25 protein-coding genes, 1 pseudogene and 1 CRISPR repeat array (1 of these 27 cut by a window edge) are annotated in these 26841 nt (G+C 70.8%); of the genes and pseudogenes, 18 read left to right on the plus strand and 8 right to left on the minus strand.

Features of this window, described 5'->3' with window-relative positions; translation table 11 throughout:
- Window positions 1-64 precede the first annotated feature (64 nt).
- The 8 genes from ACYVHU_RS25365 (at window position 65) to ACYVHU_RS25400 (ending at window position 10419) form a co-directional block, all read left to right on the plus strand.
- A complete protein-coding gene (locus ACYVHU_RS25365) occupies window positions 65-1111 on the plus strand; it encodes a LacI family DNA-binding transcriptional regulator (RefSeq protein WP_498949689.1) in 1047 nt (348 codons plus the stop codon).
- A gap of 244 nt (window positions 1112-1355) precedes the next feature.
- Window positions 1356-3065: an ABC transporter substrate-binding protein gene (locus ACYVHU_RS25370; protein WP_498949690.1), complete on the plus strand. Its 1710-nt coding sequence runs from the start codon at window positions 1356-1358 to the stop codon at window positions 3063-3065.
- Between the two features lie 106 nt (window positions 3066-3171).
- Window positions 3172-4167, plus strand: a complete 996-nt coding sequence (locus ACYVHU_RS25375; protein ID WP_498949691.1) for an ABC transporter permease — start codon at window positions 3172-3174, stop codon at window positions 4165-4167.
- The gene (locus ACYVHU_RS25380) at window positions 4164-5096 is read left to right on the plus strand and encodes an ABC transporter permease (protein WP_498949692.1); all 933 of its coding nucleotides are present in this window, start codon (window positions 4164-4166) and stop codon (window positions 5094-5096) included. The genes ACYVHU_RS25375 and ACYVHU_RS25380 overlap by 4 nt, the downstream gene beginning before the upstream one ends.
- 5 nt (window positions 5097-5101) lie before the next feature.
- Complete coding sequence (locus ACYVHU_RS25385; protein WP_432936518.1) at window positions 5102-6052, plus strand: ABC transporter ATP-binding protein; 951 nt, start codon at window positions 5102-5104, stop codon at window positions 6050-6052.
- Between the two features lie 5 nt (window positions 6053-6057).
- A complete protein-coding gene (locus tag ACYVHU_RS25390) occupies window positions 6058-7005 on the plus strand; it encodes an ABC transporter ATP-binding protein (protein WP_078764008.1) in 948 nt (315 codons plus the stop codon).
- A gap of 78 nt (window positions 7006-7083) precedes the next feature.
- On the plus strand, window positions 7084-9621 hold the full coding sequence (locus tag ACYVHU_RS25395; RefSeq protein WP_498949693.1) for a glycoside hydrolase family 2 protein: 2538 nt from the start codon (window positions 7084-7086) through the stop codon (window positions 9619-9621).
- 171 nt (window positions 9622-9792) lie between these two features.
- Entirely contained in the window at window positions 9793-10419 is a 627-nt protein-coding gene (locus ACYVHU_RS25400; RefSeq protein WP_432936513.1) for an OmpA family protein, read from the plus strand.
- 48 nt (window positions 10420-10467) lie between these two features.
- On the opposite strand, the gene dacB is transcribed toward ACYVHU_RS25400, so the two are convergent.
- Window positions 10468-12123: a D-alanyl-D-alanine carboxypeptidase/D-alanyl-D-alanine endopeptidase gene (gene dacB, locus ACYVHU_RS25405; protein WP_078764011.1), complete on the minus strand. Its 1656-nt coding sequence runs from the start codon at window positions 12121-12123 to the stop codon at window positions 10468-10470.
- A gap of 192 nt (window positions 12124-12315) precedes the next feature.
- Here dacB and ACYVHU_RS25410 point away from each other — a divergent pair, with 192 nt between their 5' ends.
- Both ACYVHU_RS25410 and ACYVHU_RS25415 read left to right on the plus strand, forming a co-directional pair.
- Window positions 12316-13707: a cytochrome P450 family protein gene (locus tag ACYVHU_RS25410; RefSeq protein WP_078764012.1), complete on the plus strand. Its 1392-nt coding sequence runs from the start codon at window positions 12316-12318 to the stop codon at window positions 13705-13707.
- Window positions 13708-13824: 117 nt separating this feature from the next.
- On the plus strand, window positions 13825-15249 hold the full coding sequence (locus ACYVHU_RS25415; RefSeq protein WP_078764013.1) for an aldehyde dehydrogenase family protein: 1425 nt from the start codon (window positions 13825-13827) through the stop codon (window positions 15247-15249).
- A gap of 87 nt (window positions 15250-15336) precedes the next feature.
- Here ACYVHU_RS25415 and ACYVHU_RS25420 read toward each other — a convergent pair whose 3' ends face one another.
- The gene (locus tag ACYVHU_RS25420; RefSeq protein ID WP_078764014.1) at window positions 15337-16299 is read right to left on the minus strand and encodes a trypsin-like serine peptidase; all 963 of its coding nucleotides are present in this window, start codon (window positions 16297-16299) and stop codon (window positions 15337-15339) included.
- 141 nt (window positions 16300-16440) lie between these two features.
- Window positions 16441-16743 (minus strand): hypothetical protein, encoded by a 303-nt coding sequence (locus tag ACYVHU_RS25425; protein ID WP_144390296.1) that lies wholly within the window; start codon window positions 16741-16743, stop codon window positions 16441-16443.
- Between the two features lie 153 nt (window positions 16744-16896).
- Between ACYVHU_RS25425 and dxr the strand changes: the two genes are divergently transcribed.
- From dxr to ispG, 3 genes are all read left to right on the plus strand, one after another.
- Window positions 16897-18123 carry a 1-deoxy-D-xylulose-5-phosphate reductoisomerase gene (dxr, locus tag ACYVHU_RS25430; RefSeq protein ID WP_078764025.1) on the plus strand — a complete coding sequence of 409 codons (1227 nt, stop codon included), beginning with the start codon at window positions 16897-16899 and terminating at the stop codon, window positions 18121-18123.
- A 10-nt stretch (window positions 18124-18133) separates the two neighbouring features.
- Entirely contained in the window at window positions 18134-19519 is a 1386-nt protein-coding gene (locus ACYVHU_RS25435) for a M50 family metallopeptidase (protein WP_498949694.1), read from the plus strand.
- Between the two features lie 221 nt (window positions 19520-19740).
- Entirely contained in the window at window positions 19741-20901 is a 1161-nt protein-coding gene (gene ispG, locus ACYVHU_RS25440; RefSeq protein ID WP_498949696.1) for a flavodoxin/ferredoxin-dependent (E)-4-hydroxy-3-methylbut-2-enyl-diphosphate synthase, read from the plus strand.
- A gap of 264 nt (window positions 20902-21165) precedes the next feature.
- Here ispG and ACYVHU_RS25445 read toward each other — a convergent pair whose 3' ends face one another.
- From ACYVHU_RS25445 to ACYVHU_RS25455, 3 genes are all read right to left on the minus strand, one after another.
- On the minus strand, window positions 21166-21792 hold the full coding sequence (locus tag ACYVHU_RS25445) for an antibiotic biosynthesis monooxygenase family protein (protein ID WP_498949697.1): 627 nt from the start codon (window positions 21790-21792) through the stop codon (window positions 21166-21168).
- 353 nt (window positions 21793-22145) lie between these two features.
- Window positions 22146-22361, minus strand: coding sequence for a DUF397 domain-containing protein (locus tag ACYVHU_RS25450; protein ID WP_498949698.1), 216 nt, complete (start codon window positions 22359-22361; stop codon window positions 22146-22148).
- Window positions 22362-22658: 297 nt separating this feature from the next.
- The gene (locus tag ACYVHU_RS25455) at window positions 22659-22847 is read right to left on the minus strand and encodes a DUF397 domain-containing protein (RefSeq protein ID WP_498949699.1); all 189 of its coding nucleotides are present in this window, start codon (window positions 22845-22847) and stop codon (window positions 22659-22661) included.
- 107 nt (window positions 22848-22954) lie between these two features.
- Here ACYVHU_RS25455 and ACYVHU_RS25460 point away from each other — a divergent pair, with 107 nt between their 5' ends.
- Entirely contained in the window at window positions 22955-23143 is a 189-nt protein-coding gene (locus ACYVHU_RS25460) for a hypothetical protein (RefSeq protein ID WP_432936493.1), read from the plus strand.
- Window positions 23144-23383: 240 nt separating this feature from the next.
- Here the strand turns inward: ACYVHU_RS25460 and ACYVHU_RS25465 are convergent, their stop codons facing one another.
- Entirely contained in the window at window positions 23384-23581 is a 198-nt protein-coding gene (locus ACYVHU_RS25465) for a DUF397 domain-containing protein (RefSeq protein ID WP_498949701.1), read from the minus strand.
- Window positions 23578-24420: a helix-turn-helix domain-containing protein gene (locus ACYVHU_RS25470; RefSeq protein ID WP_498949703.1), complete on the minus strand. Its 843-nt coding sequence runs from the start codon at window positions 24418-24420 to the stop codon at window positions 23578-23580. The genes ACYVHU_RS25465 and ACYVHU_RS25470 overlap by 4 nt, the downstream gene beginning before the upstream one ends.
- 191 nt (window positions 24421-24611) lie before the next feature.
- On the opposite strand from ACYVHU_RS25470, the gene ACYVHU_RS25475 reads away from it, so the two are divergent.
- From ACYVHU_RS25475 to ACYVHU_RS25490, 4 genes and pseudogenes are all read left to right on the plus strand, one after another.
- Window positions 24612-24830 (plus strand): hypothetical protein, encoded by a 219-nt coding sequence (locus tag ACYVHU_RS25475; RefSeq protein ID WP_498949705.1) that lies wholly within the window; start codon window positions 24612-24614, stop codon window positions 24828-24830.
- The gene (locus ACYVHU_RS25480; protein WP_498949706.1) at window positions 24827-25048 is read left to right on the plus strand and encodes a hypothetical protein; all 222 of its coding nucleotides are present in this window, start codon (window positions 24827-24829) and stop codon (window positions 25046-25048) included. The genes ACYVHU_RS25475 and ACYVHU_RS25480 overlap by 4 nt, the downstream gene beginning before the upstream one ends.
- Window positions 25045-25209: pseudogene (locus tag ACYVHU_RS25485) on the plus strand (BldC family transcriptional regulator); the annotation flags it as partial. The gene ACYVHU_RS25480 and the pseudogene ACYVHU_RS25485, both read left to right, overlap by 4 nt.
- 839 nt (window positions 25210-26048) lie before the next feature.
- Window positions 26049-26372, plus strand: coding sequence for a hypothetical protein (locus tag ACYVHU_RS25490; protein ID WP_432936478.1), 324 nt, complete (start codon window positions 26049-26051; stop codon window positions 26370-26372).
- Between the two features lie 303 nt (window positions 26373-26675).
- A CRISPR array of direct repeats spans window positions 26676-26841; the repeat unit is 29 nt; unit sequence GTGCTCCCCGCGCACGCGGGGATGGTCCC (it continues 352 nt past the right edge of the window).

Below are 26841 nucleotides of genomic sequence, written 5' to 3' on the forward strand. Positions count from 1 at the left end.
CGGACGAACCGGGACTTGCTACTCTGGACATGTACTTAAACGATTAACTGAGCGGAGTCCGTCAATGGTGAGGGCGCGGCGCCCAACGATCGTCGACATCGCCAAGGCGGCCGGCGTGTCCACGGGGGCGGTCTCCTACGCCCTCAACGGGCGGCCCGGGGTCTCCGCGCCCACGCGCGCCCGCATCCTGGCCATCGCGGCCGAGATGGGGTGGGCGCCCAGCACGGCGGCGCGCGCCCTCTCGGAGGGGCGGGTCGGCGCGATCGGCCTGATCGTCGACCGCCCGGCCCAGGTCCTCGGCGTCGAACCGTTCTTCATGCAGCTGATCTCCGGTGTGCAAAGCGAGCTCGCCTTGAGCGGCACGGCCCTGTTGTTCCAGGTCTGCGAGGACATCGACACCGAGATCGCCACCTACCGCCGCTGGTCGGCCGAGCGCAGGGTGGACGGGGTGCTCCTCCTCGACCTGCGCGTGGACGACGTGCGGGTGTCGGCCGTCACCGAGCTGGGGTTGCCGGCGATCGTGGTCGGCGGCCCCGAGGGCGCCGGGGGGCTTGCCTGCCTGTACTCCGACGACGGTGCCGCGATGCGCGAGGTGGTGCAGTACCTGAGGGCCCTCGGGCACCGCCGGATCGTCCGGGTGGCCGGCCCCGCGGAGTTCGCGCACACCGCGTCGCGCTCCGCCGCCTTTGTCGCGGCGGCGGCGGAGTTCGGGGTGGAGACGGCCGAGATCGTGCACACCGACTACACCGGCGAGGGGGGGACCACGGCCACCCGCAGGCTGCTGGCCGCCCGGGAGCGGCCCACCGCGCTGGTCTACGACAACGACCTGATGGCGGTGGCCGGGCTCGGGGTGGCCCAGGAGATGGGGGTGGCGGTCCCGGCCGACCTGTCCGTTGTCGCCTGGGACGATTCGGTGCTGTGCCGGCTGGTGCGTCCCGCGTTGACGGCGGTCGGCCGCGACGTCGCGGAACACGGCCGGCGGGCGGCCCGGATGATCATCGAGGCCGTGGCCGGGCGGCGGGTGGCCGACCAGGCCACTCCGGCGGCGGAGTTCGTCCCCCGCGGCAGCACCGGGCCCCTCGCGCGGACCAGGGGGGTTACAGAGGGGTAACGAGGGGCCGCGGGTGCATTGACGCGGTTGCGGCCCCATGTTTCACTCACTTCAACTTATCCGCTTAAGTCGAAGTTCCACCGACCATATGGGAGCGCTCTCAAGACGTTGGTGGCGGAGTGACCACACGAACTCGGACCGCGGTTGGGGAGCAGGCACGCCGGCGTCGAACCGGGGGACGGGCCGGTCTCCTGCCCCCTGAAGAACCTCCCGCCCACCCCGGCGCGGAGGAGGGAGAGCCGAAATGCTGAATCGGACGAGACTGGCGGCCGCGCTCCTGGCCGTCGGCATGGCGGCCACGGCCTGCACCGGCGGCGGCGGTGGCGGGGGAGGCGCCGGCGCCTACCCCAGGAACGAGACCCTCTACACCACCGGGACCCAGTGGGGGCCGCCCTCCAACTGGAACCCCATCATGAACTGGACGTATGCCACCGGCACCGTGGGCTACGCCTACGAGACCCTCTTCCTCTACGACCCGCTCGCCGACGAGTACATCCCCTGGCTGGCCGAGAGCGGGGAGTGGACCGGCGAGGACACCTACGAACTGCGGTTGCGCGAAGGCGTCCAATGGTCCGACGGCGAGGCGTTCACCGCCGACGACGTCGTCTTCACCATCGAGCTCGGGCAGATGGACTCGGTCCCCTACAGCAACCTGTGGAACTGGCTGGAGGAGGTCGAGGCCGTCGACGACCACACCGTCCGCCTCACCTTCTCCGAGCCGCGCCACCAGGAGTGGGCCAACTGGATCTACATGAACGCGATCGTGCCCGAACACCTGTGGGCCGACAGGTCCGAGGAGGAGGTGAGCTCCGGGGCCAACGAGAACCCCGTCGGCACCGGCCCCTACCTCTACGAGACCCATGACGAGGACCGCATGGTCTGGGCCGAGAACGAGAACTGGTGGGCCCGGGACCTGCTCGACCTCGACGTCAAGCCCACCTACATCGTCGACATCGTCAACTCCAGCAACGACACCGCGCTGGGGCTGCTCACCCAGAACGACATCGACATCAGCAACAACTTCCTGCCCGGCGTCGACCGGACCATCACCGGCAACCCGCAGATCACCAGCTACTACCCCGAGCCCCCTTACATGCTCGCGGCCAACACCGCCTGGCTGGTGATGAACCTGGAGCGCGCGCCGATGGACGACGCGCGGTTCCGGCGGGCGCTGGCGCACTCCATCGACATGCAGCGCATCGTCGAGGGGCCCTACAGCAACCTGGTCGAGGCGGCCGACCCCACCGGCCTGCTCCCCAACTGGGACGACTACATCGACACCGCCCTCGTCGAGGAGCACGGCTTCTCCCACGACCCCGACGAGGCCAGGAGCATCCTGGAGGAGGCCGGCTACTCCGACACCGACGGCGACGGCATGGTGGAGACCCCCGACGGCGACCCGATCGACCTGACGATCATCGTCCCCTCCGGCTGGACCGACTGGATGGAGGCGATCCGCATCATCAGCGAGGGCGCCAAGGAGGTCGGCATCAACCTCAACGCCGACTTCCCCGACGACGCGGCGTTGCAGGACGCCCGGGAGAGCGGCGACTTCGACATGCTCATCAACAACGAGCGCCAGATCAGCAACACCCCGTGGGTCTACTACGACTACCTCTTCCGCCTGCCGATCCAGGAACGGCAGACCACGGTCAACTTCGGCCGCTACGAGAACGAGGAGGCGTGGGAGCTGGTGGAGGAACTGGCCCGCACACCGGTGGAGGACCGCGAGGGGATGCGGGAGATCATCTCCCGGCTCCAGGAGATCCAGCTCACCGAGATGCCGGCGATCCCCCTCTGGTACAACGGCCTGTGGTCGCAGGTCAACAACGGGACCTGGACCAACTGGCCCTCCTCCGCCGAGGACACGCCCGACCACATGCCGACCACGTGGCGCGGTTACAACCAGCTCGGCGCGATCCTGACCCTCACCGAGATCGAGCCGGCGGCCTGACCCGCCGCGGTCGCCGCGGCCGGGGCGCCCGCCCCGTTCCGCTCCCGTCCCCCACCCCCTCGGGGGACGGGAGCGGGGCCGTGGACCGCGTTTCCAGGAGGACCCCGTGTGGCGTTACTTCGGCAGGAAGCTCTTCGTCTACGCCCTGACCTTCTTCGTGGCGGTGACGATCAACTGGATGATCCCGCGGTTCATGCCGGGGGACCCCGTGCGCAGCATGCTGGCCCGGGCGTCGGTGGGAAACGCCGAGGCCCTGGAGGCGATGCGCGCCTACTACTCCTCGCTGTTCGGCCTGGACCTTCCCGTGTGGCAGCAGTACCTCAACTTCTGGGGCTCCCTGCTCCGCGGTGACCTGGGCACCAGCGTGTGGCTGTTTCCCACCCCGGTCTCGGAGGTGATCCTGGGGGCCGTCCCCTACACCCTCGGGCTGCTCGTCCCGGCGATCCTGCTGAGCTGGATCGCCGGCAACAAGTTCGGCGCGTTCGCCGCGCGCAGCAGGTGGCTGGACAACACGGTGCTGCCGGTGGGCTACCTCCTCACCGCCACGCCCTACATGTGGCTGGGGATCCTGCTCGCCTGGAGCCTGGGGATCGTCGCGGGGATCTTCCCGACCGCGGGGGCCTACGGGTTCGCGTTGCAGCCGTCGCTGTCGTGGGCCTTCGTCTCCAGCCTGGTGCTGCACTGGTTCCTGCCGTTCCTCTCGCTGTTCCTCGTCGCGTTCGGCGGGTGGGCGATCGGAATGCGCAACATGATCATCTACGAGTTGGAGGCGGACTACTCCAGCTATCTGGAGGCCCTGGGCGCGCCGCGTCGCCTGGTCCGCCGCTACGCCTTCCGTAACGCGCTGCTGCCCCAGCTCACCGGCCTGGCGTTGCAGCTCGGCACGATCGTGGCCGGCGCCCTGCTCACCGAGATCGTCTTCTCCTATCCGGGACTGGGCAACCTCATCCTCGAGGCGTTGAACAACCGTGACTTCTTCCTGCTCCAGGGCGCCTTCCTGTTCATCGTCCTCGGGGTGCTGATCGCCAACTTCGTGATCGACGTCGTCTACGTCCTGGTGGACCCGCGGGTGCGGGTCCAGATGCAGGGAGGTGCCGCATGAGCGCGCAGCAGGTCCCGGGCGGGCCGGTGCCCGGAGAGGGCGTGGGCGCCGGCCCGGGCGAGGCCGCCGCGGTCGGGGCGCCGCGCCGCGGGAACGAGACCGTCTACTTCGCCCTGCGCAACCCCAAGCTCCTGGCCGGGGCGGTGGTCGTCGCGGTGCTCCTGGTCGCCGCCCTCGCGGTCCCGCCCTTCCTGGGGGGCAGCCCCAACGCCTATGTCGGCCCCCAGGCCCAGCCGCCCTCCGCGGAGTTCTGGTTCGGTACCACCAACTTCGGCCAGGACGTCTTCGCCCAGTTCGTCCACGGGCTGCGCTCGACCTTCCTGGTCGGCCTGCTCGGCGGCGGGATCGCGGCGCTTGTGGGCATGGTGGTCGGCTTCGTGGCCGGTTACCGGGGCGGGCTGGTCGACGAGGTCCTCAACATGATCACCAACATCGTGCTGGTGCTGCCGGCCATGGTGGTCCTGATCATCGCCGCCGCCTACCTGGAGGCCCGCGGGATCCTGGTGCAGTCGCTGTTCATCGGCTTGACGTCGTGGCCGTGGGCGGCCCGCGCCATCCGGGCCCAGACCCTCTCGCTGGCCACCCGAGACTTCGTCGACCTGGCCAGGCTGAGCGGGCGGCGCGCGCACGCGATCATCTTCCGGGAGATCGCGCCCAACATGAGCTCCTACCTGTTCATGACCTTCATCCTGCTGTTCGGCGGGGCGATCCTCATCGCCGCGGGGCTGGACTTCATCGGCCTGGGGCCGACCCAGGGGGTCTCGCTCGGCCTGATGATGCACAGCGCGGTGAGCTGGAGCGCCCTGCAATTGGGCATGTGGTGGTGGTTCGTGCCGCCGGGCCTCGGCATCACGGCCATCGTCGGGTCGCTGTACATCATGAACGTCGGCCTGGACGAGGTCTTCAACCCGCGACTGAGGGAGACGTGAGCGGCGTGAGCCTCGAAGTATCCGACCTCACCGTCCACTACCGGACGTTGCGCGGTGACGTCCACGCCCTGGAGGGCGTGGGGTTCACCATGGCCGACGGCGAGATCATGGGCCTGGTCGGCGAGTCCGGCAGCGGCAAGTCCACCCTGGGCAAGAGCCTCATCCGCATGGACTCGCGGATGCGTCACGTCCGTGGCACCGTCCGGTTGGACGGCGAGGAGCTGCCGATCGGCGACCAGGCGGCGATGACGCCTTTCCGCTACCACCGGGTGTCGCTGATCCCGCAGTATGCGATGAGCGCGCTCAACCCGACCCGCAGGATCGGCCGGATGATCGACGAGCTCCTGGAGTCGCGCGGGGTGCGTCCCGCGTCGGTGCGGGCCGAACTGCTCCGCCGCCTGGATCTGGTCGGCCTGTCCGGGCAGGTGCTGCGGCGCTACCCGATCGAGCTGTCGGGCGGCATGAAGCAGCGCGTGGTCATGGTGCTGTCCACCCTGCTCGACCCGTCGCTGCTGATCGCCGACGAGGTCACCTCGGCGCTGGACGTGTCCACCCAGCGCGCGGTCGCCCAGACCCTGGTGGAATTCCGGGACCGCGGCTACCTGGCCGGCATGATCTTCGTGTCCCACGACATCTCGCTGGTCAACCAGATCGCCGACACGATCATGGTGATGTACGCCGGGAAACCGGTCGAGAAGGGGACCGCCGAAGCGGTCGTGAACGGTCCCCGCCATCCCTACACCCGCATGCTCATCTCCTCGCTGCCCGAGGTCGGCGTCACCCACGCCGAGCGGCGGCTGGAGGGGATCCCGGGCAGCCCGCCGGGGCTGCTCGACCCTCCGAGGGGGTGCCGGTTCCGGGAGCGCTGCCCTCTGGCCTTCGACAAGTGCGACCAGGAACCACCGTTCGTCGAGGTCGACCGCGGCCACTGGGCCGCCTGCTGGAAGGCGGGGTGAGGCGGATGCTCAGGCTCGATCGGGTCTCCAAGGTCTACCGGGTCGGCTCCTTCGGCCGGGAGCGGCTGCACGCCGTCCGCGACGTCGGTTTCGAGGTGCGGTCGGGCCAGGTGGTCGCGCTCATCGGCGAGAGCGGGAGCGGCAAGAGCACGATCGGCAAGATGGTGCTCGGCCTGACCTCCATCACCGGCGGTGCGATCACCTTCGAGGGCACCGATGTGGCGGGGCTGCGCGGGCATCGCGCGCACAAGGAGTACTACCGCCGGGTGCAGGGCGTCTTCCAGGACCCGTTCAGCTCCTTCAACCCGGTCTTCCCGGCCGACCGGGTCTTCGCCCTGATCAGGGCCGAGTACTTCCCGGAGGTGGGCGAGGCCGAGTGGCGGCGCCGGATCGAGGAGTCCCTGCGGGTCGTCCGCCTGGACCCGGCCCAGGTCCTCGGCAAGTACCCGCACCAGCTCAGCGGGGGGCAGCTCCAGCGGATCCTCATCGCCCGGGCGCTGCTCCTGGACATCCGGCTGCTGGTCGCCGACGAGGTCATCAGCATGCTCGACGCCTCCACCCGGATCGACGTGCTCAACCTGCTGGCCGACCTCAAGGCCCGCGGCATGGGGATCCTGTTCGTCACCCACGACCTGTCGCTGGGCAACTACGTCAGCGACACGGCGGTGATCCTGCGGCGGGGGGCGATCGCCGAGTCGGGGCCGGCCGACCGGGTCTTCACCAACCCGCTGCACCCCTACACGCGGCGCCTGCTCTCCTCTGTCCCGCGGCTGCACCGGACGTGGGCGCAGGCCGACGCGGAACTGCCCGCCGACGACGGCGGCTGCCCGGTCCACGGCCGTGCCGGCGCCGGTGACGGCTCCGCGACGCTGGTGGAGGTCGAGGCGGGCCACTTCGTGGGGTGCGCGGGGGACGGCGAGGGCGGCCCGTGCCGTCCCGACCCCCGCGCCTGAGGAGCAGACCGTGACGTCGCGCCCCGCGCCCCCGGGGCGCGGCGTCCCTTCCCGCCCGTCTTCGACGTCTGGAGTGCCATGGCAGACCACGTCCCCCTCGACCGGAACTGGACCGTGCGGGCCGTCGCGCCCGCGCATCCCCCCGAGGAGCTGGCCGCGGCGGTGACCGCGCCGGGCGGTGTCCCCGCGACGGTGCCCGGGTGCGTGCACACCGACCTGCTCGCCGCGAGCCTCATCGACGACCCCTACCTCGACGACAACGAGACCCGGCTCGGCTGGATCGGCCGCTCGGACTGGTGTTACACGACCGTTCTGCCCGGGGTCGAGGACGTCGCCGCCCTGGCGCGGGCCGAACGGATCGACCTCGTCTGCGCGGGGCTCGACACGGTCGCCGAACTGCGCCTGGACGGGCGGCTGGTGGGCCGCACCGCCAACATGCACCGCTCCTACCGGTTCGACGTCACGGCCGGGGTGCGCGCCGGCGCCCGCGAGCTGGCCGTCACCTTCGGCTCCGCCTACCGCTACGCCGAGGGGCTGCGCGAGCGGCTCGGGCACCGGCCGGCCGCCTACGCCGAACCCTTCCAGTTCATCCGCAAGATGGCCTGCAACTTCGGCTGGGACTGGGGGCCCACCCTCGTGACCGCGGGGATCTGGCAGCCCATCGGCCTGCACGCCTGGAGCACCGCGCGCCTGGCCGGGGTCCGCCCCGAGATCACGGTCGCCTCCCGCCCCGGCGGGCGCGCCGTGGGGTTGGTGCGCCTGCACGTCGAGGTGGAGCGCAGCGACGCGGGGGGCGGGGTGCCGCTGACCCTGACCGCGCGCATCGCGGGGCAGGAGCGCGAGGTCGCCGTCGCGCCGGGGAGGAACCGGGCCGAGGTCGAGGTGGAGGTGCCGGCCCCGCGGCTGTGGTGGCCGCGCGGCCACGGCGACCAGCCGCTGTATGACCTGGAACTGTCCCTGGGCGGGGACGGCGGCGAGCTCGACACGTGGCGGCGGCGCGTCGGGTTTCGCACGGTGGAGCTCGACACCCGCCCCGACGCCCACGGGACCCCGTTCGCGTTCCGGATCAACGGTGAGACGGTCCTGGTCAAGGGCGCCAACTGGATCCCCGACGACTGCTTCCCCGCCCGGGTCACCCGCGAACGCTACGCCGAGCGGATCGACCAGGCGGTCGGGGCGAACATGAACCTGCTGCGGATCTGGGGCGGGGGCCGCTACGAGAGCTCGGACTTCTACGAGCTGTGCGACGAGCGGGGGGTGCTGGTCTGGCAGGACTTCCTGTTCGCCTGCGCGGCCTATCCCGAGGAGGAGCCGATCGCCGGGGAGGTCGAGGCCGAGGCGCGCGAGGTGGTGGTCCGCCTGGCCGCCCACCCCTCCCTGGTCCTGTGGAACGGCAACAACGAGAACATCTGGGGTCACGAGGACTGGGGGTGGAAGGAGGAACTGGCGGGCCGCAGCTGGGGGGAGGGGTACTACCTGGACCTGTTGCCGAGGATCGTGGCCGAGCTGGACCCGACCCGGCCGTACTGGCCGGGCAGCCCCTACTCGGGGCGCTCCGACGTGCACCCCAACGACCCGGACCACGGCCCCATGCACATCTGGGACGTGTGGAACCGGCGCGACTACACCGGCTACCTCGACTACCGGCCGCGTTTCGTGGCCGAGTTCGGCTTCCAGGCGCCCCCGGCCCACGCCACGTTGCGGGCCGCGGTCGGCGACGACCCACTGGCCCCCGATTCGCCCGGCGTCCGCCACCACCAGAAGGCCGAGGACGGCGACGGCAAGCTCGCCCGCGGGCTGGCCCCCCACTTCGGGGCCGTCAAGGGGTTCGACGACTGGCACTACCTCACCCAGGTCAACCAGGCCAGGGCCATCAGCCTGGGGGTGGAGCACTTCCGGGCCCAGTGGCCGCTGTGCACGGGCGCGGTGGTCTGGCAGCTCAACGACTGCTGGCCGGTGACCTCCTGGTCGGCGGTTGACGGCGCGGGCCGGCCCAAGCCGCTGTGGTACGCGCTGCGCCGGGCCTACCGGGACCGGCTGGTCACCGTGCAGGCGGATCCGGGCCGCGCGGGACTGAGCGTGGTGGTGTGCAACGACACCGCCCTGCGCTGGGAGGGCCGGGTGCGCATGGCCCGCCGCGGCCTGGACGGCGCGGTCGTGGCCGAGGCCGAGGCCGGGTTCCGGATCGGTCCGCGCGGGGTGCTGCGCCTGGCCGTGCCCGACGCGGTGGCGCGGGCCGGGGATCCGGCGCGGGAGCTGGTCACCGTCGATGTCGTGGCGGGGGAGGAGACCGACCGGGCCTGGTGGTTCTTTGCCGAGGACGTGGAGCTGGCCCTGCCCGAGCCGGACTACGAGGTCGGGACGGAGGTGGGCGACGGCGTGACGCGGGTGTCGGTCACGGCGCGTTCCCTGCTCCGCGACGTCACGCTCTTCGCGGATCGGCTGGACGGCGCGGCGCGGGTGAGCGACGCGCTGGTCACCCTGCTGCCGGGCGAGAGCCACACGTTCGTGGTGGAGGGGGTGAGCGGGCTGGACGCGCGGCGGGTGGCCGCCCCGCCGGTCCTGCGCTGTGTCAACGAGGCGCTGGGAGGCCGAGGGGCGGGGGCGACGCTGTGAGCGATCCTCGCTTTGCGTCGGACCGAAAAGGTACGCCGGGAGCGGAAAAGCGCGTTGGGGGCGGAGGAATTCCGACAATTCGCAAAACGGTAAAACACTGACTCCGATTACGGCGCAACCTTTTCACGAAAGTGGCCGGAAGAGGTCGTCGTTCTTTCTATTCTTCCTCGCGTGGCAGGACGCGAGAAGAAGAAGAGACGACAGCGAGCCCACCGGCCCCGATCCGCCTCCCACGCGGTGGCGGGGGTCCCGTTGTGGAGCGAGCCCGCCCTGTGGCCCTTCGCCCCGACACTGCCCCTGATCGGGATGCTCGTCACGACCTATCTGGTGCTGGCCATCGGGCCCGCCACCTTGACCGAGCCGGTCGCCGCCGAGCCCCCGGCCCGTACCGTCACGGTGCCGGCCGAGCAAGCCGAGCGGGTTCCCAGCGCGGTGGCGGCGGTCGCGGGTCCCGCGATCGCCGCCGACACCACCGTGTGGTTCGCCAGCGGCCACACCACGCTCGCCGCGGACCAAAGACGCGAGCTGCGGGAGTTCGCCGCCCGGGCCTCGGCCGAGGGGGCCTCCCTGGTGCGCGTCGCCGGGCACGCCGACAACACCGGTCCCGACGAGGTGAACCGGACCGTCTCCATGGAGCGGGCGCGCACGGTCGAATCGCTCCTGCGCGACGCGCTCACCAGGACCGACGTCACGTTCGAGGTGAGCGCGCACGGCTCCGACCAGCCCGCGGGCGGCCCCGGAGCCCCCCGCGACCGCGCGGCCGACCGCAGGGTGGAAGTGGTCGCCGAGACCTGGTGACCTCCCGTGGTCCCGCCCACGGGAGGGGAACGGCTCCGGCGCCGCGGGTCAGCAGGCGCCGGCCCAGGAGCACTCCAGGTCCTCCGTTGCGTGGCGCCCACCGTCCCACGGCCCCTGGGGCGGCACCGGGAACAGCGACGAGGGGACGGGGCCGGAGCGCGAGAACTCGGCCAGGCGGACGGCGATCGCGTCCTGCACGCCACGCGGGGCGGCCCCCGGGTAGCCGTTGTTGACGACCGCGAAGGCCAGCTCCTCGCCGTTGGCGGCGGTGACGTAGCCCGACAGCGCGCTGACCCCGGTGAGCGTGCCCGTCTTGGCCCGGACGTTGCCCTCGGCGGCGGTGCCGCGCATGCGGCCGGCCAGCGTCCCGCCGGTCATGCGGTCGGGGTGTCCGGCGACGGGCAGGGAGGCGCGCCAGACGTCGAACCACGGCTCGTCACGGGCCTGCGCGAGCAGCTCCACCACGAAGGCGGCGGTCATGCGGTTCGAACGCGACAGCCCGGATCCGTCGTTGAGGTGCAGCCCGCGCGGTTTGACCCCGATCCCGGCGGCCGCGGCCTCGACCTCGGCGAGTCCGGCCGCCCAGCTCCCCTCTCCCGCCGCCTCGTGGCCGATGGCCTTGACCAGGATCTCGGCGTGCCCGTTGTTGGACAGCTTCATGAAGGGGACGAGCAGGTCCGCCAGCTCCATCGACTCGCGTCGGGCGAGTTCGGCCGTTGCCGCGGGGGCCGTGCCTCGCGTGATCGTGCCGTGGACCTCGACCCCGTGGTCGGCGAGGGCCTGGGCGAACACGTGCGCGGCGTAGTCGGTGGGCTCGTGCACGGTGCGCAGGCCCGAGAACGCCGCGCCGTCGGCCGGCAGCGAGCCGGTGACGGTCAGGGTGTTCGTTCCGGGGGCGCGGGTCACCTCCAGCGTGTCGGGGCTTCCGGCGGCGCCGGTGCGGGCGTCGGAGTCGACGTCGAGGTAGCCGGTGGCCGGTCCGACGTCGACGGCCACCGGGGCGCCCTCGGCCGGGCCGGGGCGTACGGTCACCTCGGTGACGCCGGTGTCGTAGTCCTCGTTGGCGGCCACGGTCAGCGCCGAGATCTGGGCGGCGTAGTAGTAGGGCTCGTCGTCGGCCTCCCAGTCGTCGACCAGCCGTTGGTCGTCGAAGCGGGTGTCATCGGCGACGAGGTCGCCGGTGACCTCGTGGACGCCGGCCGCGGCGATGTCGGCGGCGAGTTCGTCGTAGGCGGCCGGGGTCAGGGTGGGGTCTCCGGTGCCGACCAGGTACAGGTCGCCCTTGACGACCCCGCGTGAGGGGGCGGTGCCGGCCTCCACGGTGGTGGTGAACCGGTGGTCGGGGCCGAGCACCTCCAGCGCCGCGGCGGCGGTCAGCAGCTTGGTGGTGGACGCGGGCACGAGGGGGGATCGGGCCGCGTGGGCGTAGAGGAGGTCGTCGCGGCCCAGGCCGCGCACGACGACCCCGGAGTCGGCCCCCTCCAGGGACGAGTGGCGCAGCAGTGTGTCGATGTCGGCGCGCAGGTCGGCGACCCCGCCGGGGGGAGGGGGGAAGGCTGCGGGCGTGGCGGGGGCCGCTGCCGGGGCGGTGGGGGAGGCGTGGGCGGGGGCGGCGAGCGGGCCGGCCACCCCGATCGCGGTGAGGAGGGCGAGGAAGACGGGGAGCGCCCCGCGGGGGGCGGAAGGGCGGGAGGCGATCGGCATGGACGTACCTCTCCTATCGACTTAAGAAGCGACAAAGAGATCTCGCGCATCGGTAACCTATCCGGTTCCGCCCCGCTTGTCTGCGAAGAGTGACGGGATGATTGCTCCGCGTCTTCTCCTCATGGACGCCGGAGTGAGGCTAGTCTCACTCTCACCGCGTCGTCCCCTTCCCGTTGCCTCAGGACGTGTCTCGTGAGCCTTGATCCCTCCGCTCCCTCCGGTTGCCCCCTGGAATCCTCCCCCGTGCCCATCTACGAGGTGTCCAGCGCCGAGCGTGCGAGGCTGTGGGCGGACCTGCGTTCCCGGTACGGGCAGATCGCGCCGATCCGCCTGGAGCCGGACCTGACCGCCTGGCTCCTCCTCGGTTACGAGGAGAACCTGGAAGTCCTGCGGGACTGGGCCACCTACTCGCGTGACACCCGCCGCTGGAACGAGATCCGTGACGGCCGGCGCAAGCTCGGCTCGGGTCTGCGCCCGACCATGGCCTACCGCTCCAGCGCGCTGTACGCCGACGGGGCCGAGCACGCCCGGCTGATCGCCCCCATCGCCGACGCCCTGGCCCAGGTGCCCGAGGCGCGCGTGCGCCGCGACATCACCGAGATCGCCGACCACCTCATCGACGCCTTCTGCGAGCGGGGCGAGGCCGATCTCGTCAGGGACTACACCACCCCGCTGCCGGCGCTGCTGGTCAACCGCCTGTTCGGCCTCGGCGACGTCTACGGTCACGCCCTCGGCCACCTGTCCGCCAGCCTGTGGGCCAGCGACGGCACGGTCGGGGCCGAGGCGGTGGCCCGGATGCGCGACTACTTCGTCGGGCTCGTGCAGCGCAAGCGCGTCCGCCCCGGCGACGACCTGCCGAGCCGGATGATGGCCCACGAGGCGGCCCTGAGCGACGCGGAGATGGCCGACCAGCTCATCGTCCTCGCCGGCGCCGGCCACGAGCCGACGGCCAACCTGCTCGGCAACGTCCTGCGCGCGCTGCTGGCCGATTCCCGCATCGGGCGCGACCACGCCTCGGGTGGTCTGCTGCTGGACGAGGTCATCGACCATGTGGCCTGGAGCGAGCCCCCCTTGCAGATGCTCGCCGCGCGTTTTCCCACGCGCGACGTCGAGATCGACGGCACCCTCGTCGCCGAGGGCGAGCCGCTCATCATCGGTTTCGCCGCGGCCCACGCCGACCCCCGCCTGGGGGCCGGCGCGGTGCCGGCCGAGTCCGCTCTGCCCCCCGGGCACAACAGCGCGCACCTGATGTGGGGGGTGGGGACGCACCGCTGTCCCGCCCAGTCGCTGGCGCTGCGGATCGTCCGCGTCGGCGTGGAGCGCCTGTTGGAGCGGCTGCCCGGGGTCCGGCTCGCGGTCCCGGCCGAGGAGCTGCGCTGGCGCGAGGAGTTGTTCGTGCGCGGCCTGGTGTCGCTCCCGGTGCGCTTTCCCGCGGTCGAGGCGCCGCCGCGGTCGCCGGCGGCCGATGAGGACGACGCTGAGGGGGGCTACGCCGAGGTGGACGGCGGGGAGGAGCCCGTGGACCTTCTCGGCCGGGTCCTGCGGTGGTGGCGTGGCGTCCGCGCCGCCTCGACGGCGGAGTGAGGGCGGGGCGGCCGTCCCCGCGGCGGCCGCCCTTTGGCCGGGATGGAGTAGCCGTCCCGCCCGGATGGGACGAACCGGACAAAGGACTCCGTGGGTGCGGGCAGTAGCGTCACAGACATGTCTACGCGTCCGTTTTGGCTGGCCGGCACCGCCGCGACCGGCGACAGTGAGATCACGGTGACCCACCCCTACGACGGTCGGGTCGTGGCGACGGTCTCGGTCCCCACCGAGGCCCAGATCGAGGAGGCCGTCGCGGCCGCCCACGCGGTCCTCGACGAGGCCGCCGCGCTGCCCGCCTACGTGCGCGCCGAGGCGCTGCTGCACGTGTCCCGGCGGCTGGCCGAACGCACCGAGGAGATCGCGCAGATCATCACGGCCGAGAACGGCAAGCCCATCAAGTGGGCCCGGGGCGAGGTCGGACGCGCCGTGTCGGTGTTCCGCTGGGCGGCCGAGGAGGCCCGCCGCGACAGCGGGGAGCTACAGCGGCTCGACACCGACGCCGCCGGCACCGGCCGGATCGCGATGGTCCGCCGGGTCCCCAAGGGCGCCGTGCTCGGCATCTCCCCCTTCAACTTCCCGCTCAACCTGGTCGCGCACAAGATCGCCCCGGCGATCGCGGTGGGCGCGCCCATCATCCTCAAGCCCGCTCCGGCCACGCCGGTGTCGGCGCTGGTGCTCGGCGAGATCCTGGCCGAGACGGACCTGCCGCGCGGCATGGTCTCGGTCCTGCCGATGCCCAACGAGCGCGCCTCCTCCCTGATCACCGACGAGCGGCTGCCGGTCATCTCCTTCACCGGCGGCCAGTTCGGCTGGGAGCTGCAAAAGCGCGCCCCGCACAAGCACGTGACGCTGGAGCTGGGCGGCAACGCGGCGGCCGTCGTCCTGGGCGACGCCGACCTGGACTGGGCGGCCGAGCGTGTCGCCCTGTTCGGCAACAACTCCGCCGGCCAGGTCTGCATCGGCGTGCAGCGGGTCATCGTGGACGAGTCCGTCTACGACGAGTTCACCGCCAAGCTGGTCGAGCGGGTCGAGGCGCTGCCCACCGGCGACCCCGCCGACGAGGCGACCGAGGTGGGCCCGCTCATCGACGAGGCCGCCGCGATCCGCGTCGCGGACTGGGTCGAGGAGGCCGTGCGGGCCGGGGGCAGGCTGCTCACCGGCGGCACGCGCGAGGGGGTGACCGTCGCGCCGACGGTCCTGGCCGAGGTCCCCGGCGACGCCAAGGTGGTGCGCGAGGAGATCTTCGGGCCGGTCCTGGTCCTCCAGCGCGTCTCCGGCGTGGACGAGGCGTTCTCGCTGGTCAACGACAGCGACTTCGGGCTTCAGGCGGGCGTGTTCACCCGCGACCTCCAGGTGGCCTTCCGGGCCCACCGCGAGCTCAAGGTCGGCGGCGTCATCATCGGCGACGTCCCGTCCTTCCGCGCCGACCAGATGCCCTACGGCGGGGTGAAGAAGTCCGGCGTCGGCAAGGAGGGCGTCCGCGCCGCGATGGACGACCTCACCTACGAGCGCGTCATGGTCATGACGGGCGTCACCCTCTGATAGGGGCGCCGTCGATCTCCCCGCGGGGGACGGTGCGGGACCCGGGAGTCGCCCCTCCCGGGTCCTCGCGTGTCCGGGGTCCGCGGACTACAGGGACTGGGCCTTGTGGTAGAGCCGTTCGGCCGCGTCGTCCAGGCGGGGACCGTACTGGGTGCCGGCGTCGTCGGAGTACTTGAAGCTGATCACCGAGGTGATCGTGCCGGTGCCGGTCGAGCTGTCGAAGTCCGACAGCCAGGGGCCGCCGCTGGAGCCCTCGGTCATCCGGCAGGCCATCCCCGCGGCGGTCGTGCCCTGCCGGTCGGGCCGGGTGGGGCCGGCGCAGTAGTGCAGGCGCGAGCCGTCGTAGGGGCGTTCCGAGGGGTAGCCGAAGGCGTGGACCTCGGCGCTGTTGCCGGTGCCGAACGCGATGCGCTGGGTGCCGGTCTCATCGGCGACGTGGGCGCCCTCGCTGTTGGGGCCGAGCACGGCCATGCCGAAGTCGTAGCTGTCGTCGGCCTGCCGCGCCCACTCGGGCGGCACGAGGAGTTCGCGCGCGGGGAAGCGGCCGTGGGGTTCGGCGCCGTCGTCATAGGCGGGCACGAAGACCCAGTTGCGGGCCCACGAGCCGGTGCCGTCCTTGAGGCAGTGCCCGGCGGTCACGACGGTGTCGCGGTTGTCGGCCCGCACCACGGAGGCCGAGCAGGTGAAGTCGCTGCCGTCCAGCGTCAAGAACACCTTGCCGGTGGTGGAGGTGACCAGGCCGCCCCCCTCCCAGGGTGTCCCGGTGGACTGGGCCGCGGCGGCGGCGGGGTGACGTCCGGGCGTCGCGCCGCCGAGGGCTCCGCTCAGCACCTCTCCCAGGGGAACGGCGTCGGCCATGCGCTCGGGTGTCCAGTAGGCGAGTGTCGTCCGCCGACCGGAGGGCTCGGCCGCGGCCGTCTGGTGGACGACGCCCTCGGCGGGCGGGACGGCGTCGGCCGCGGAGGCGGGCGCCCCGGTGGTGACGCCGGTGGTGATGAGGACGGCCCCCGCGAGTGGGCCCAGGACCTTGGAAGCGAGGGTGGAAGTCATGGCTCGCGATTCTGCCATACTTTGCGTGATCGATTGATCACCCTGTGTTTGTGTTGTCGTGTTCGTGGATGTCGCGCCGGCCCCTTCCCGTCCCTGGGAGCGCTCTCGGGACGGCCCGGGAATCCCGGATGGCCGCCCGGCTCAGCCAGGCGTGTCGCACTCCCGTGGCGAGAGGAACAAGAGGAGCTCCCCCAACGGGCCCAGGGCGCGCGGGCGGGGTTCGGCCGTCCCCGAGCGCACCCGCTCGGAGCTGGCGTCCATGACCTCGGGCGGCAGCTCCACGACGATGGGGCTTTCCAGGCAGGGGAGATCGCTGCTCGCCGGCGCCGGGGCGTGGGCCGCAGCGGGCGAGGCCGTCCCCGCGACGAGGAACGCGCAGACGAGCGTCACCAACGTCGTCCGGCCGATGGGGGACTTCGCGGACCGTCGCAGGGCAGGAGGCACCTTTCCAGCCTGGCCGGTCGCAGCCGCGTTGAACAGTGACTTCGAGGGCTGATTCCCCTATACTCCGGCGCTTCTCACCGGAGAGGAGGGGGAAGGACCCCGGGGTGGGCGACAATGGGAGACGTGCATACCGCCGAACGTCTCGACGACGACATGACCATCCCTCGCCCGCGCGACATCGTCATCCTGGGCTCCACCGGCTCCATCGGCACCCAGGCCGTCGACATCGTCACCCGCAACCCCGGCCGTTTCCGGGTCGTCGGCCTGGCCGCCGGCGGCGGACGCCCCGACCTGCTCGCCCAGCAGGCCGCCGCGCTGGGCGTCGAGGCCGTCGCCGTCGCCGACCCACGGGCGGTCGGCGCCGTCGCCCGCGCCCTCGCCGATCACGGCAGCGGCGCCAAGGTCCTCGCCGGCCCCGAGGGCGTGGCCGAGCTGGCCGCATGGGAGTGTGACGTCGTCCTCAACGGCATCACCGGCGCCCTCGGCCTGGAGTCGACGCTGGCCGCGCTGCGGGCCGGACGCCGGCTCGCGCTGGCCAACAAGGAGTCGCTCATCATCGGCGGCCCGCTGGTCCGCGCGGCGGCCCGGCCCGGGCAGATCGTCCCGGTCGACTCCGAGCACTACGCGCTGGCCCAGTGCTTCCCGCGCGTGCCCGACGCCGAGCTGACCAGCCTGGCCCAGGGGCGGGTCGAGGCGGACCTGGGGGACGTGCGCCGGCTGGTCATCACGGCCAGCGGCGGGCCGTTCCGTGGACGCTCGCGCGCCGAGCTCGCCTCCGTCACGCCGGCCGACGCGCTGAACCATCCCACCTGGAGCATGGGCCCGGTCATCACCGTCAACTCCGCGACGCTGGTCAACAAGGGGCTGGAGGTCATCGAGGCGCACCTGCTGTTCGACGTGCCGTTCGAGCGTATCGAGGTCGTCGTCCACCCGCAGTCGATGATCCATTCGATGGTGGAGTACAGCGACGGTTCCACCCTGGCCCAGGCGGGGCCGCCCGACATGCGCATCCCGATCGCCCACGGGCTGGACGACGGCCGGCGGGTGCCCGGCGCGGGCCCGGCCATCGACTGGACCACGGCCCAGACCTGGACGTTCGAACCCCTGGACGGCACGGCCTTCCCCGCGGTGGAGCTCGCCTGCCAGGTCGGGGCCGTCGGAGGGACCGCGCCGGCGGTCTACAACGCCGCCAACGAGGAGGCGGTCGCCGCGTTCCTCGGCGGACGGCTCGCTTTCCCCTCGATCGTGGACACGGTGGCCCGGGTAGTCTCGGAGCATCGGGAGGCGGGGGCCACGCCGGTCCCGACCCTGGAGGACGTCTACGCGGCCGATGAGTGGGCGCGGGTCCGGGCCAGGGAGCTGATCGCTCAGTCCGCTTGAGGAGTCGCGCATGGTCGCCTTACTGACCACACTCGGGATCGTGGTGTTCGCCCTCGGGCTGCTGCTGTCCATCGCCTGGCACGAACTAGGCCACCTGGCCACGGCCAAGATGTTCGGCATCCGCTGCACCCAGTACATGGTCGGGTTCGGCAAGACGCTGTGGTCGCGGAAGTGGGGGGACACCGAGTACGGGATCAAACTCGTTCCCCTGGGCGGATATGTCCGCATGGTGGGGATGATCCCGCCGCGTAAGCGGGTCGAGGCCACCGCCGATGCGATGGAGGGCGACGCCGTCCCCGCCAAGCCGATGTCGCGCTGGCGGGCCATGATCGAGGACGCCCGCGAGGCGTCCTACGTCGAGATGGAACCGGGCGACGAGAACCGCCAGTTCTACCAGCGCGCCCCCTGGAAGCGGCTCATCGTCATGGCGGCCGGCCCGGGGATGAACCTGATCCTGGCGGTCGTGCTGTTCTGCATCGCCATGATGGGCATCGGCGTGCAGCAGCCGACCAACGTCGTCGGCGCGGTCCAGGAGTGCGTGGTGGCCGCCGACAGCGCCGAACGCGACTGCGCCGAGGGTGCCGAGCCCACCCCCGCCGCGCAGGCCGGCCTGCTGCCCGGCGACCGCATCGTCGCGATCGACGGCCAGGAGACCCCCACCTGGCAGGCCGTCAGCTCCGAGATCCGCGACACCATCGGCCCGGCCACCATCACCGTCGAGCGCGACGGCGAGCGGATCGACCTGTCGGCCAACCTCATCGAGAACCGGGTGGTGGCCCGCGACGCCAACGGTGACACGATCCTCAAGCTCGACGAGAACGGCGACCCCGTCCTCGACGAGCAGGGGCGCGCCGTACCCGAGACCGTCCCGGCCGGGTTCCTCGGGTTCGAGCCCACCAGCGAGCGCCAGTCGCTCAGCCTGGCCCAGACCGCCACGCGCATGGGGGACATGGCGATCGGCGTCGGAGAGGCGATCATCACGCTTCCCTCGAAGGTGCCCGACGTCTTCCAGGCGGCCTTCCTCGGCGCCGAACGCGAGGTCGACTCCCCGGTGGGCATCGTGGGGGCCTCCCGCATCGGGGGCGAGATCCTGGCCCAGCCCATCCCGGTCATGGACCGGATCGCGTTCATGGTGAACATGCTGGCCAGCGTCAACCTCTTCCTCTTCGCCTTCAACATGCTGCCGCTGCTGCCGCTCGACGGCGGGCACATCTTCGGCGCGCTGTGGGAGTGGGTCCGCCGCGGCTGGGCCAAGTTGTTCAAACGGCCCGATCCCGGTCCCTTCGACGTCGCCCAGTTGATGCCCTTCGCTTACGTCGTCGTGGTGTGCTTCCTGTGCTTCAGCCTGATGTTGCTGGTCGCCGACATCTTCAACCCGGTGCGGCTGATCCAGTGACCGCGGCGTGCCGCCGGGAGCCTCCAGGCCGTAAAGCCCTGAACCTGGTCATCCCGGCACGGATTCCCGGCGGCAGCGGGTAGCCTTGCAGTCGAACGGATGACGCAGAGGCGAGCTCCCGCGTCGCCGTTACGGCGCCGCGCCCCGGCGTGGCCGCCTGGTCCTTCTGACCCCGAAACGACGCCGCCGGCCGACCCCGGCGGCCGGCGAGGTGAAACCGCGTGTCCGTCGATCTTGGAATGCCCGCTGCCCCACCGCGTCCGCTGGCGCGGCGGCGCAAATCGCGGCAGATCATGGTCGGCAACGTCCCCGTCGGCGGGGACGCCCCGGTGTCCGTCCAGTCGATGACCACGACGCTGACCGCCGACGTCAACGCCACGCTCCAGCAGATCGCTGAGCTGACCGCGTCGGGTTGCCAGATCGTGCGCGTCGCGGTGCCCAGCGCCGACGACGCCGAGGCGCTGCCGATCATCGCGAAGAAGTCGCAGATCCCGGTCATCGCCGACATCCACTTCCAGCCCAAGTACGTGTTCGCGGCGATCGACGCGGGCTGCGCCGCGGTGCGCGTGAACCCGGGCAACATCAAGAAGTTCGACGACAAGGTCGGCGAGATCGCCAAGGCCGCGGGCGACGCCGGCGTGCCGATCCGCATCGGCGTCAACGCCGGTTCGCTGGACAAGCGGCTCATGGAGAAGTACGGCAAGGCCACCCCCGAGGCGCTGGTGGAGTCCGCGCTGTGGGAGTGCTCGCTGTTCGAGGAGCACGGCTTCCGCGACATCAAGATCTCGGTCAAGCACAACGACCCCGTGGTGATGATCCAGGCCTACCGGCTGCTGGCCGAGCAGTGCGACTACCCGCTGCACCTGGGCGTGACCGAGGCCGGCCCGGCCTTCCAGGGCACCATCAAGTCCGCGGTGGCGTTCGGCGCGCTGCTCGCCGAGGGGATCGGCGACACGATCCGGGTGTCGCTGTCGGCGCCCCCGGTCGAGGAGATCAAGGTCGGCACCCAGATCCTCGAGTCGCTGGGGTTGCGCCAGCGCGGTCTGGAGATCGTCTCCTGCCCCAGCTGCGGCCGGGCCCAGGTGGACGTCTACACGCTGGCCGAGGAGGTCACCGCGGGCCTTGAGGGCATGGACGTGCCCCTGCGGGTCGCGGTCATGGGCTGTGTCGTCAACGGCCCCGGCGAGGCCCGCGAGGCCGACCTGGGCGTCGCCTCCGGCAACGGCAAGGGGCAGATCTTCGTCAAGGGCGAGGTCATCAAGACCGTGCCCGAGTCCAAGATCGTCGAGACCCTGATCGAGGAGGCCATGCGCATCGCCGAGGAGATGCGCGACTCCGGTGTCGCCTCCGGCGAGCCCACCGTCGCGGTCGCCGGCCGGTAACGCCGATTCCGCCTCGTCCCGGCCCCGCGTCGAACCCGGCGCGGGGCCGTCGGCATTCCAGGTGTCCTTATCCGGCCGGACCGGCGATCCGGTGTGGCGCGGGCCGTCTGCGCCCGTGGACGTCCCCCTCTGACCGACGGCGGACAGGAGGGGCGGCACCGGGGCGGCGGCGACTGAGGGGCCGGGACGCCGGCGGGGCGGGCGCGTCACGGGGGCGAGCCGTTCCCGGCCCGACGGATGAGCCCCGGTGGCCTCGCCCCGCGCTCAGAACCCGGCGACGACCCGGAAGAGCGCGGGGGTGGCGGTGGCGAAGCCGGGAGGGAGGGGCGGGCGCTGCCGGAGGCGGGGGTCCTCGTGTGCCGCGCGCCACGCTTCGGGGCTGTCCCAGTGGGCGATGCCGACCAGCTGGAAGCGGGTGTCCGGGCTCACCGCGCGGTGCAGCCGGTCGTCCCGGAAGCCGGGCGCCCGGCTCAGCTGCTCGGCGTGGTCCAGCCAGTGCGGCAGGAACTCGTCGACCCGCTCGGCGGGTAGCTCGAAGGCGTTGATGAAGGTGATCCCGGGGTCTTCGCCCGGTTCCTCCGCCGCGCGGAGTTCGGCCGCCACCTGGTACCAGCCGCCGTGCACGGTGGCATAGCCGGCCGCGGTGGCCGCCGACGCGGTGAAGCGGGGATCGGCCAGCGCCTCGTCCCGGGCTTCGGCGCTGTCCCAGTGCGCGACGTTGACCAGGCCGAGCCGGGAGTCCGGGCGCAGTCTGCGGTGCAGGCGCGCGTCCCGGAACCCCGGGGCGGTGTGGATGAGCCCGACGCGCTCGCGCCAGCGCGCGACGGACTCGTCGATCCGCTCCTCGGGCAGTTCCCACGTGTCGATCAGGGTGATTCCGGTGTCAGTCACCGCACCATCGTGGAACCTCAACCGCACTTCAGGTCAAACCGGTCGGGACACGCCGACCTGCGCGCACGGCTCCGCCCCGGCCCCGTCCGCGCGTGGCGTGGGCACGTGCCGCACCGAGACCGCGAGGGAGCCGCCACCTGTCCCCGACGCCGGATCAGGAGCGCCACCACCCGGAAGGGGCCACCGGCTGTGGGGCGGACGAGCCCGGCGACACGATCCGGCCAGCGGGTAGCTCGGGAACCCCGCGACCACGTCCGGTGTCGGAGACGCTGGCTCCAGGTGAGGTCCTCCCAGAGGACCAGGCTCGAAGGCCCCAGCAGTGAATCGCTCTGGGAGCCTTCCCGCGTCCCGGGTCAGATCTTGTCGGCGTGTATCGCGCTGAGAAGCGCGGTCCACTCGGCCGCGGTGAACGACAGGACCGGGGATTCGTCGGCGTGCTTGGAGTCACGGACCGCCGTACCACCAGGAAGGTCAGCGACCTCGACGCAGTTACTCCGGTCGCTGTAGGACGACGTACGGAACTTCAGCGCGTGAAGGAGCGTCTGGCCGGAGTGGGGGTGCGGGGCCATCTCGGCTTCCTTTCGAAGCGGTCCACTGCGCTTCCCGGAGATTGTGGGGCGAGGTCGGCGACGCATGGCGGGGCGGTCCTGTCCAGGACCGACCTGAGCTCACTGTTACCTCAGAGAGGACTACCGGCTATGAGGGAAGGAGCCCGGAAATTCGGTGGCCGAGTGGTCGGGACAAGGAAAAAACGTCTTCTCCATGTCCTCACGGCCATAACCGGCTTCTATCCTCACGGGAATTGAAGGGGTACGATGAATCCGGTACTCAGGGAAGATCCCCGGCCGGGGTCTTCATGTTGACGTCTAGAGTTCGCCGGAGCGAACGGCCGTGACGAACGCGGCCATCTCGGAAGACGGGAACGTCAGGTGGCCGAGGTCCGGGTTCTGGGAGTCGCGCACGGCGGTCGCCGCGGGGAGATCCGCGACCTCCACGCAGTTGTTGTTGCTCGGCGCGCTGTAGCTGGACTTACGCCAATTCATGTGCGGGTCCATCAGGGGTCCTCCGAGGTACTCAGGGAAGCGGGTCACATCTCGGAGAGCGAGTTCCCCGGAAAAGCGCTCGCGCTCTCCATAGAACTGGCCGCCACTTGGGTCTTGTCATGGACAAGTCCATGGTGCTCGATCTCATCGGCATTTTCCAGATAGAAGCCGTCATGCTCGGCTCCGACGTGAACGATCTGCTCCTTCGAGGATTCCTGGAGGAAGAACTGGCCGGCCATCCCGGTGCGTGCCCGGTGTGGACCGCGCAACCTGGAAGTCCACGTTCGGCGGGCGGCTGGTGTCGATGAGGTGTCTTGACGGAGACTGGCCCGGGCTGGCCGTCGTCCCGGACGGAGAAGCACCGGCCGTAGGGATGAGTTCGGAAACGTCCCGCTCCTGATCGGCGGCGGGTGAGCGATAGCAGAATCAGGAACTACAGCCACATGGCCTCTCCTGGCAGCTGATGCTCACGGAGACTAGTATGGCTCCCGGTAACCAGTGAGGCCCTCGGCCGGAGCAATCCCGTCCGGGGGCCTTCGCCGTTGAGGTCAGAGCTCGCCGCGCTTCACGCCCTCCACGAACGCCTGCCACTCGTCAGCGTTGAACCAGAGGGCGCCCTTGTCACGGTTCTTGGTATCCCGGATACCTGTAACGGTTCCTTCCGTGACCTCTACACACGCTCCACGGTCGTTGGTCGCGGTGGCCTTGTGCCAGGGCCGGTTGGCGATCGGTGCTGTCTCTGTCATGCCGCCCTCTCATATTCGGTAACCAGTGATGCGATGAACTGCCGTGATTCAGCCACTGACAGTGCTGCGGCTTGGAGATGGTCGAACGAATGGTCATGCTCGGTCAGTTCCGTGTCGCCTTCGAAGAACAGTCCGGCAGGTGGGATATCGACGAAGACCACACGGTCATTATCACTGAACGTGAACAACGAGAAACTGTAGTTCTGGGACATCCCGCGAGCGAACGGGAGGACCTGGAGCCCGGCCCGTTGGTCGTCGATGAGGTCCACCAGTCGGCGGAGCTGTTCGGCCATCACTGATGGGCCTCCGATCTGGCAGCGCAGCGCGGACTCGTCGATCACCGTCCACAGCTGTGGAGGTTCGTCCCGCTCCAACACGTTGCGCTGCCGTTCGAGCCGGACCTCGATTCGGCGTCGGCGTTCTCCTCTGTCGGTGACGAAACCGCGCCCCATGAGCGCCTTGATGTAGTCGGGATGCTGGTACAGGCCGGGAACGATCCCCTGTCCGAACTCCTCGATCTTCCTGGCCTCGTTCTCCAGTCCGTAGAAGGCTCCCGCGACGTCCTTGTAGTTGAACCACCAGGGTTTGTGCTGCCGGGCGGCCTTTGCGATTTCGACTAGCTCCGTCCGGAGATCGTCCGATGCCTCGTAAAGCCGACATAGCGCGTCTATGTCGGCAGAATTCACGCGGATGAACTTTCCGCCCTCAAGTCGGATGATCTTGCCGGACTCCCAGCCCATCTCTCGGGAGACTTCTTCCTGGGACAGCCCGGCTTCCCCTCGGAGTCGTTTGAGCTGGATGACAAGGTGACGTCTACGTACTGGCGAGCCTTGTGGCACCAAAGTCTCCTTCGTGACAGGGGTGGCTATCTCGTTCTTGTCTTCGCGTCGGCCTCAAAACGCACATTAGTGGATTTTCTAAGTCATTGAAAATCCAAGGCTTGGATTTTCAATGGGATTGGTTGATCATGGAGACACTGGTTACCCGCTGCTGGGCTTACCACCCAGCTTGCTCGTGGAGGCGATGCCCCATGATCGAACCTTTCTCCCCGGCTGGACGCGAGGACGAGCACTACGGCGCGTTCTGCTGCGTCTCGGAACAGGCCCGCCAGCTCGGCCTCAACCTGATCCGGGAATCCCACCGCTACGGCTGGGAGTACACGCTCGTATGGCCGGACGGCAGGAGCGAGGAGTTCACCTACCTCGCCCGTGTCCAGGCACGACTGTCTCAGATCGAGGTTGCCCGGTGAGCGTGATCGTGGAAAACCGAATCTTGGTACCGGGTGAGGCCAGCGTGGAAGAAGCCCGTGTTGGTGGATGGCCTGCGCTTCGAAGCTGCGTCCTATTTCCCGTCGAAAAGCGCATCGCCCACAAGGCGTGGAACGGACGGTTGAGCGCGGCCGGGGCGGTGTCGCCCGGAGCGAAACCGCGCCTCGCCGGGGCCGCGTGGGAAGAGGGGGAGGAATGAGCCCCGCGGACCAGCGTCTTCTCACCTCCGGTGAGGTGGCCGCCATGTTCCGGGTGAACCCCAAGACGGTCACCCGCTGGGTGAAGACCGGCCGGCTGACCTCGATCCGCACCCCGGGCGGAAAACACCGCTTCCGCGAACGCGACGTCATCGCGCTCCTCGACCAGACCGCCGGCGACGCACGGCCCCGCCCGGTCCACCACGACCCCCGTGATGGACATCCCCTGCTGTCGTCTCCCGACGTCGCCCACGTGCTACGGCTACGGATCACCGTGGTCCACGACCACCTGGCCGAACACGGAGTGACCCCGATCCACCCGTTCCCCGGAGCCGGACGCCACTACCGCCGCGACCAGGTACACGCCCTCAAGAACACCACCGGCAACGACTAGACACGGCTCCCGACGCCTCCGGAGAAAGACCGTCGAGACCTTCCGGCCGGCGGAGCGCGGGACACCGCGATGGGGATGGCGCCACCGGACCGGTGCCGAGAACGGTCACACCACGGGCCGGGTCTCGAAACGGCCCTGCCCCACGTCCGCCCGCGCGCCGGGAGAAAGAGGGACATGCCTCCGCCACGGCCACACCCGGGTGGTTCGGTAGCCCTCTCGGACGGTGCCGGATTGACACGGGACAGCTGATGGCCGGGAACACCGCGCGGGGTTTCCGGAGAAGGGCTCGGCCGCCATCACGGCCGGAGGGCTTCGTGAAGCCCGGGGCCGCGCGGAACCGGTGAGCCCCCGTGCGCCTGGGCGCGGTCTGGCAGGCGGGAGACAGGTCCGCCAGGCCAGACCGCGCCACCAGGCGCGGAAAACAGATCCCGACGCGGCGGCAGAGGGGGCACCCCTCCGCACCCGCCTGAAGCCCTACGAGAAGCAGAAGACCACGAGGAGCCCCAGAAGCTCCCGGATCACCTCAGGGAAGAAGAACGGCCCCGACAGGTGGTAGCAACACCTGGCACGGGGCCTGACTCCCAACCTGCAAGCCCAGGAAGAGAGCTATGCGCGACCTTATCAGCCGCGTCATGGCCGCGTTCGCGGTCATGCTGCTGGCCCTCGCCCACCCCCGCACCGCCGAGGCCATCACGGCGGCGTTGACCGCCACCACCGCGCCCGCACGCCCCGAGACACCACCCCCGGCCACACCCGAACCCACGCCCCCACGGCCAGGCACCGAGCGCGTGCGCCCCTACGCCACCGCCCTCGCCTCTCGCGCCCCCTACGCCTTCGGCTCCCCGCAATGGTGGGACGCCCACGCCGCCACCAAACGCCCCCAGACCTTCATCCACGACGGCCCGCCCTACCGCCCCTACCTGAACAGGTAGAACCCCGCCCCGGCGGTCCTTTCGGGGCGACCGGTGAGGAGAAGGCGGTCTGGTATCGCGTTGGGAAGCTCCACGTTCTTTGGCGCGTTTTCTTCGGCAGCGCTCGATGTGTTCGAGGCTTGCCTTGGGGTTTGTGAAACGTGTTCGCTCCCGATGGCCTGCCGTTTCGACCGGGGAGGGCGGGCCGCGCCAATCCCGCAATTCCCTTGATGGGGGTTTCGTGTCTTATTGGCTGTTTCGTCCTTTTCTTAAGAAGTGGTCGAAACCGGGGGTGGTCGCTGGTAACGTCCCAGGTCAATAAGAGTGCTCCCCGCGCACGCGGGGATGGTCCCATCATCACCAGCGTTGGCGCTCCCGCGACCCAGTGCTCCCCGCGCACGCGGGGATGGTCCCGGTTCGTGGGCGGTGGCTGCGTTGCGTCTATGGTGCTCCCCGCGCACGCGGGGATGGTCCCCAGTCCAGCATGATC

The organism is Marinactinospora endophytica, from assembly GCF_054780875.1.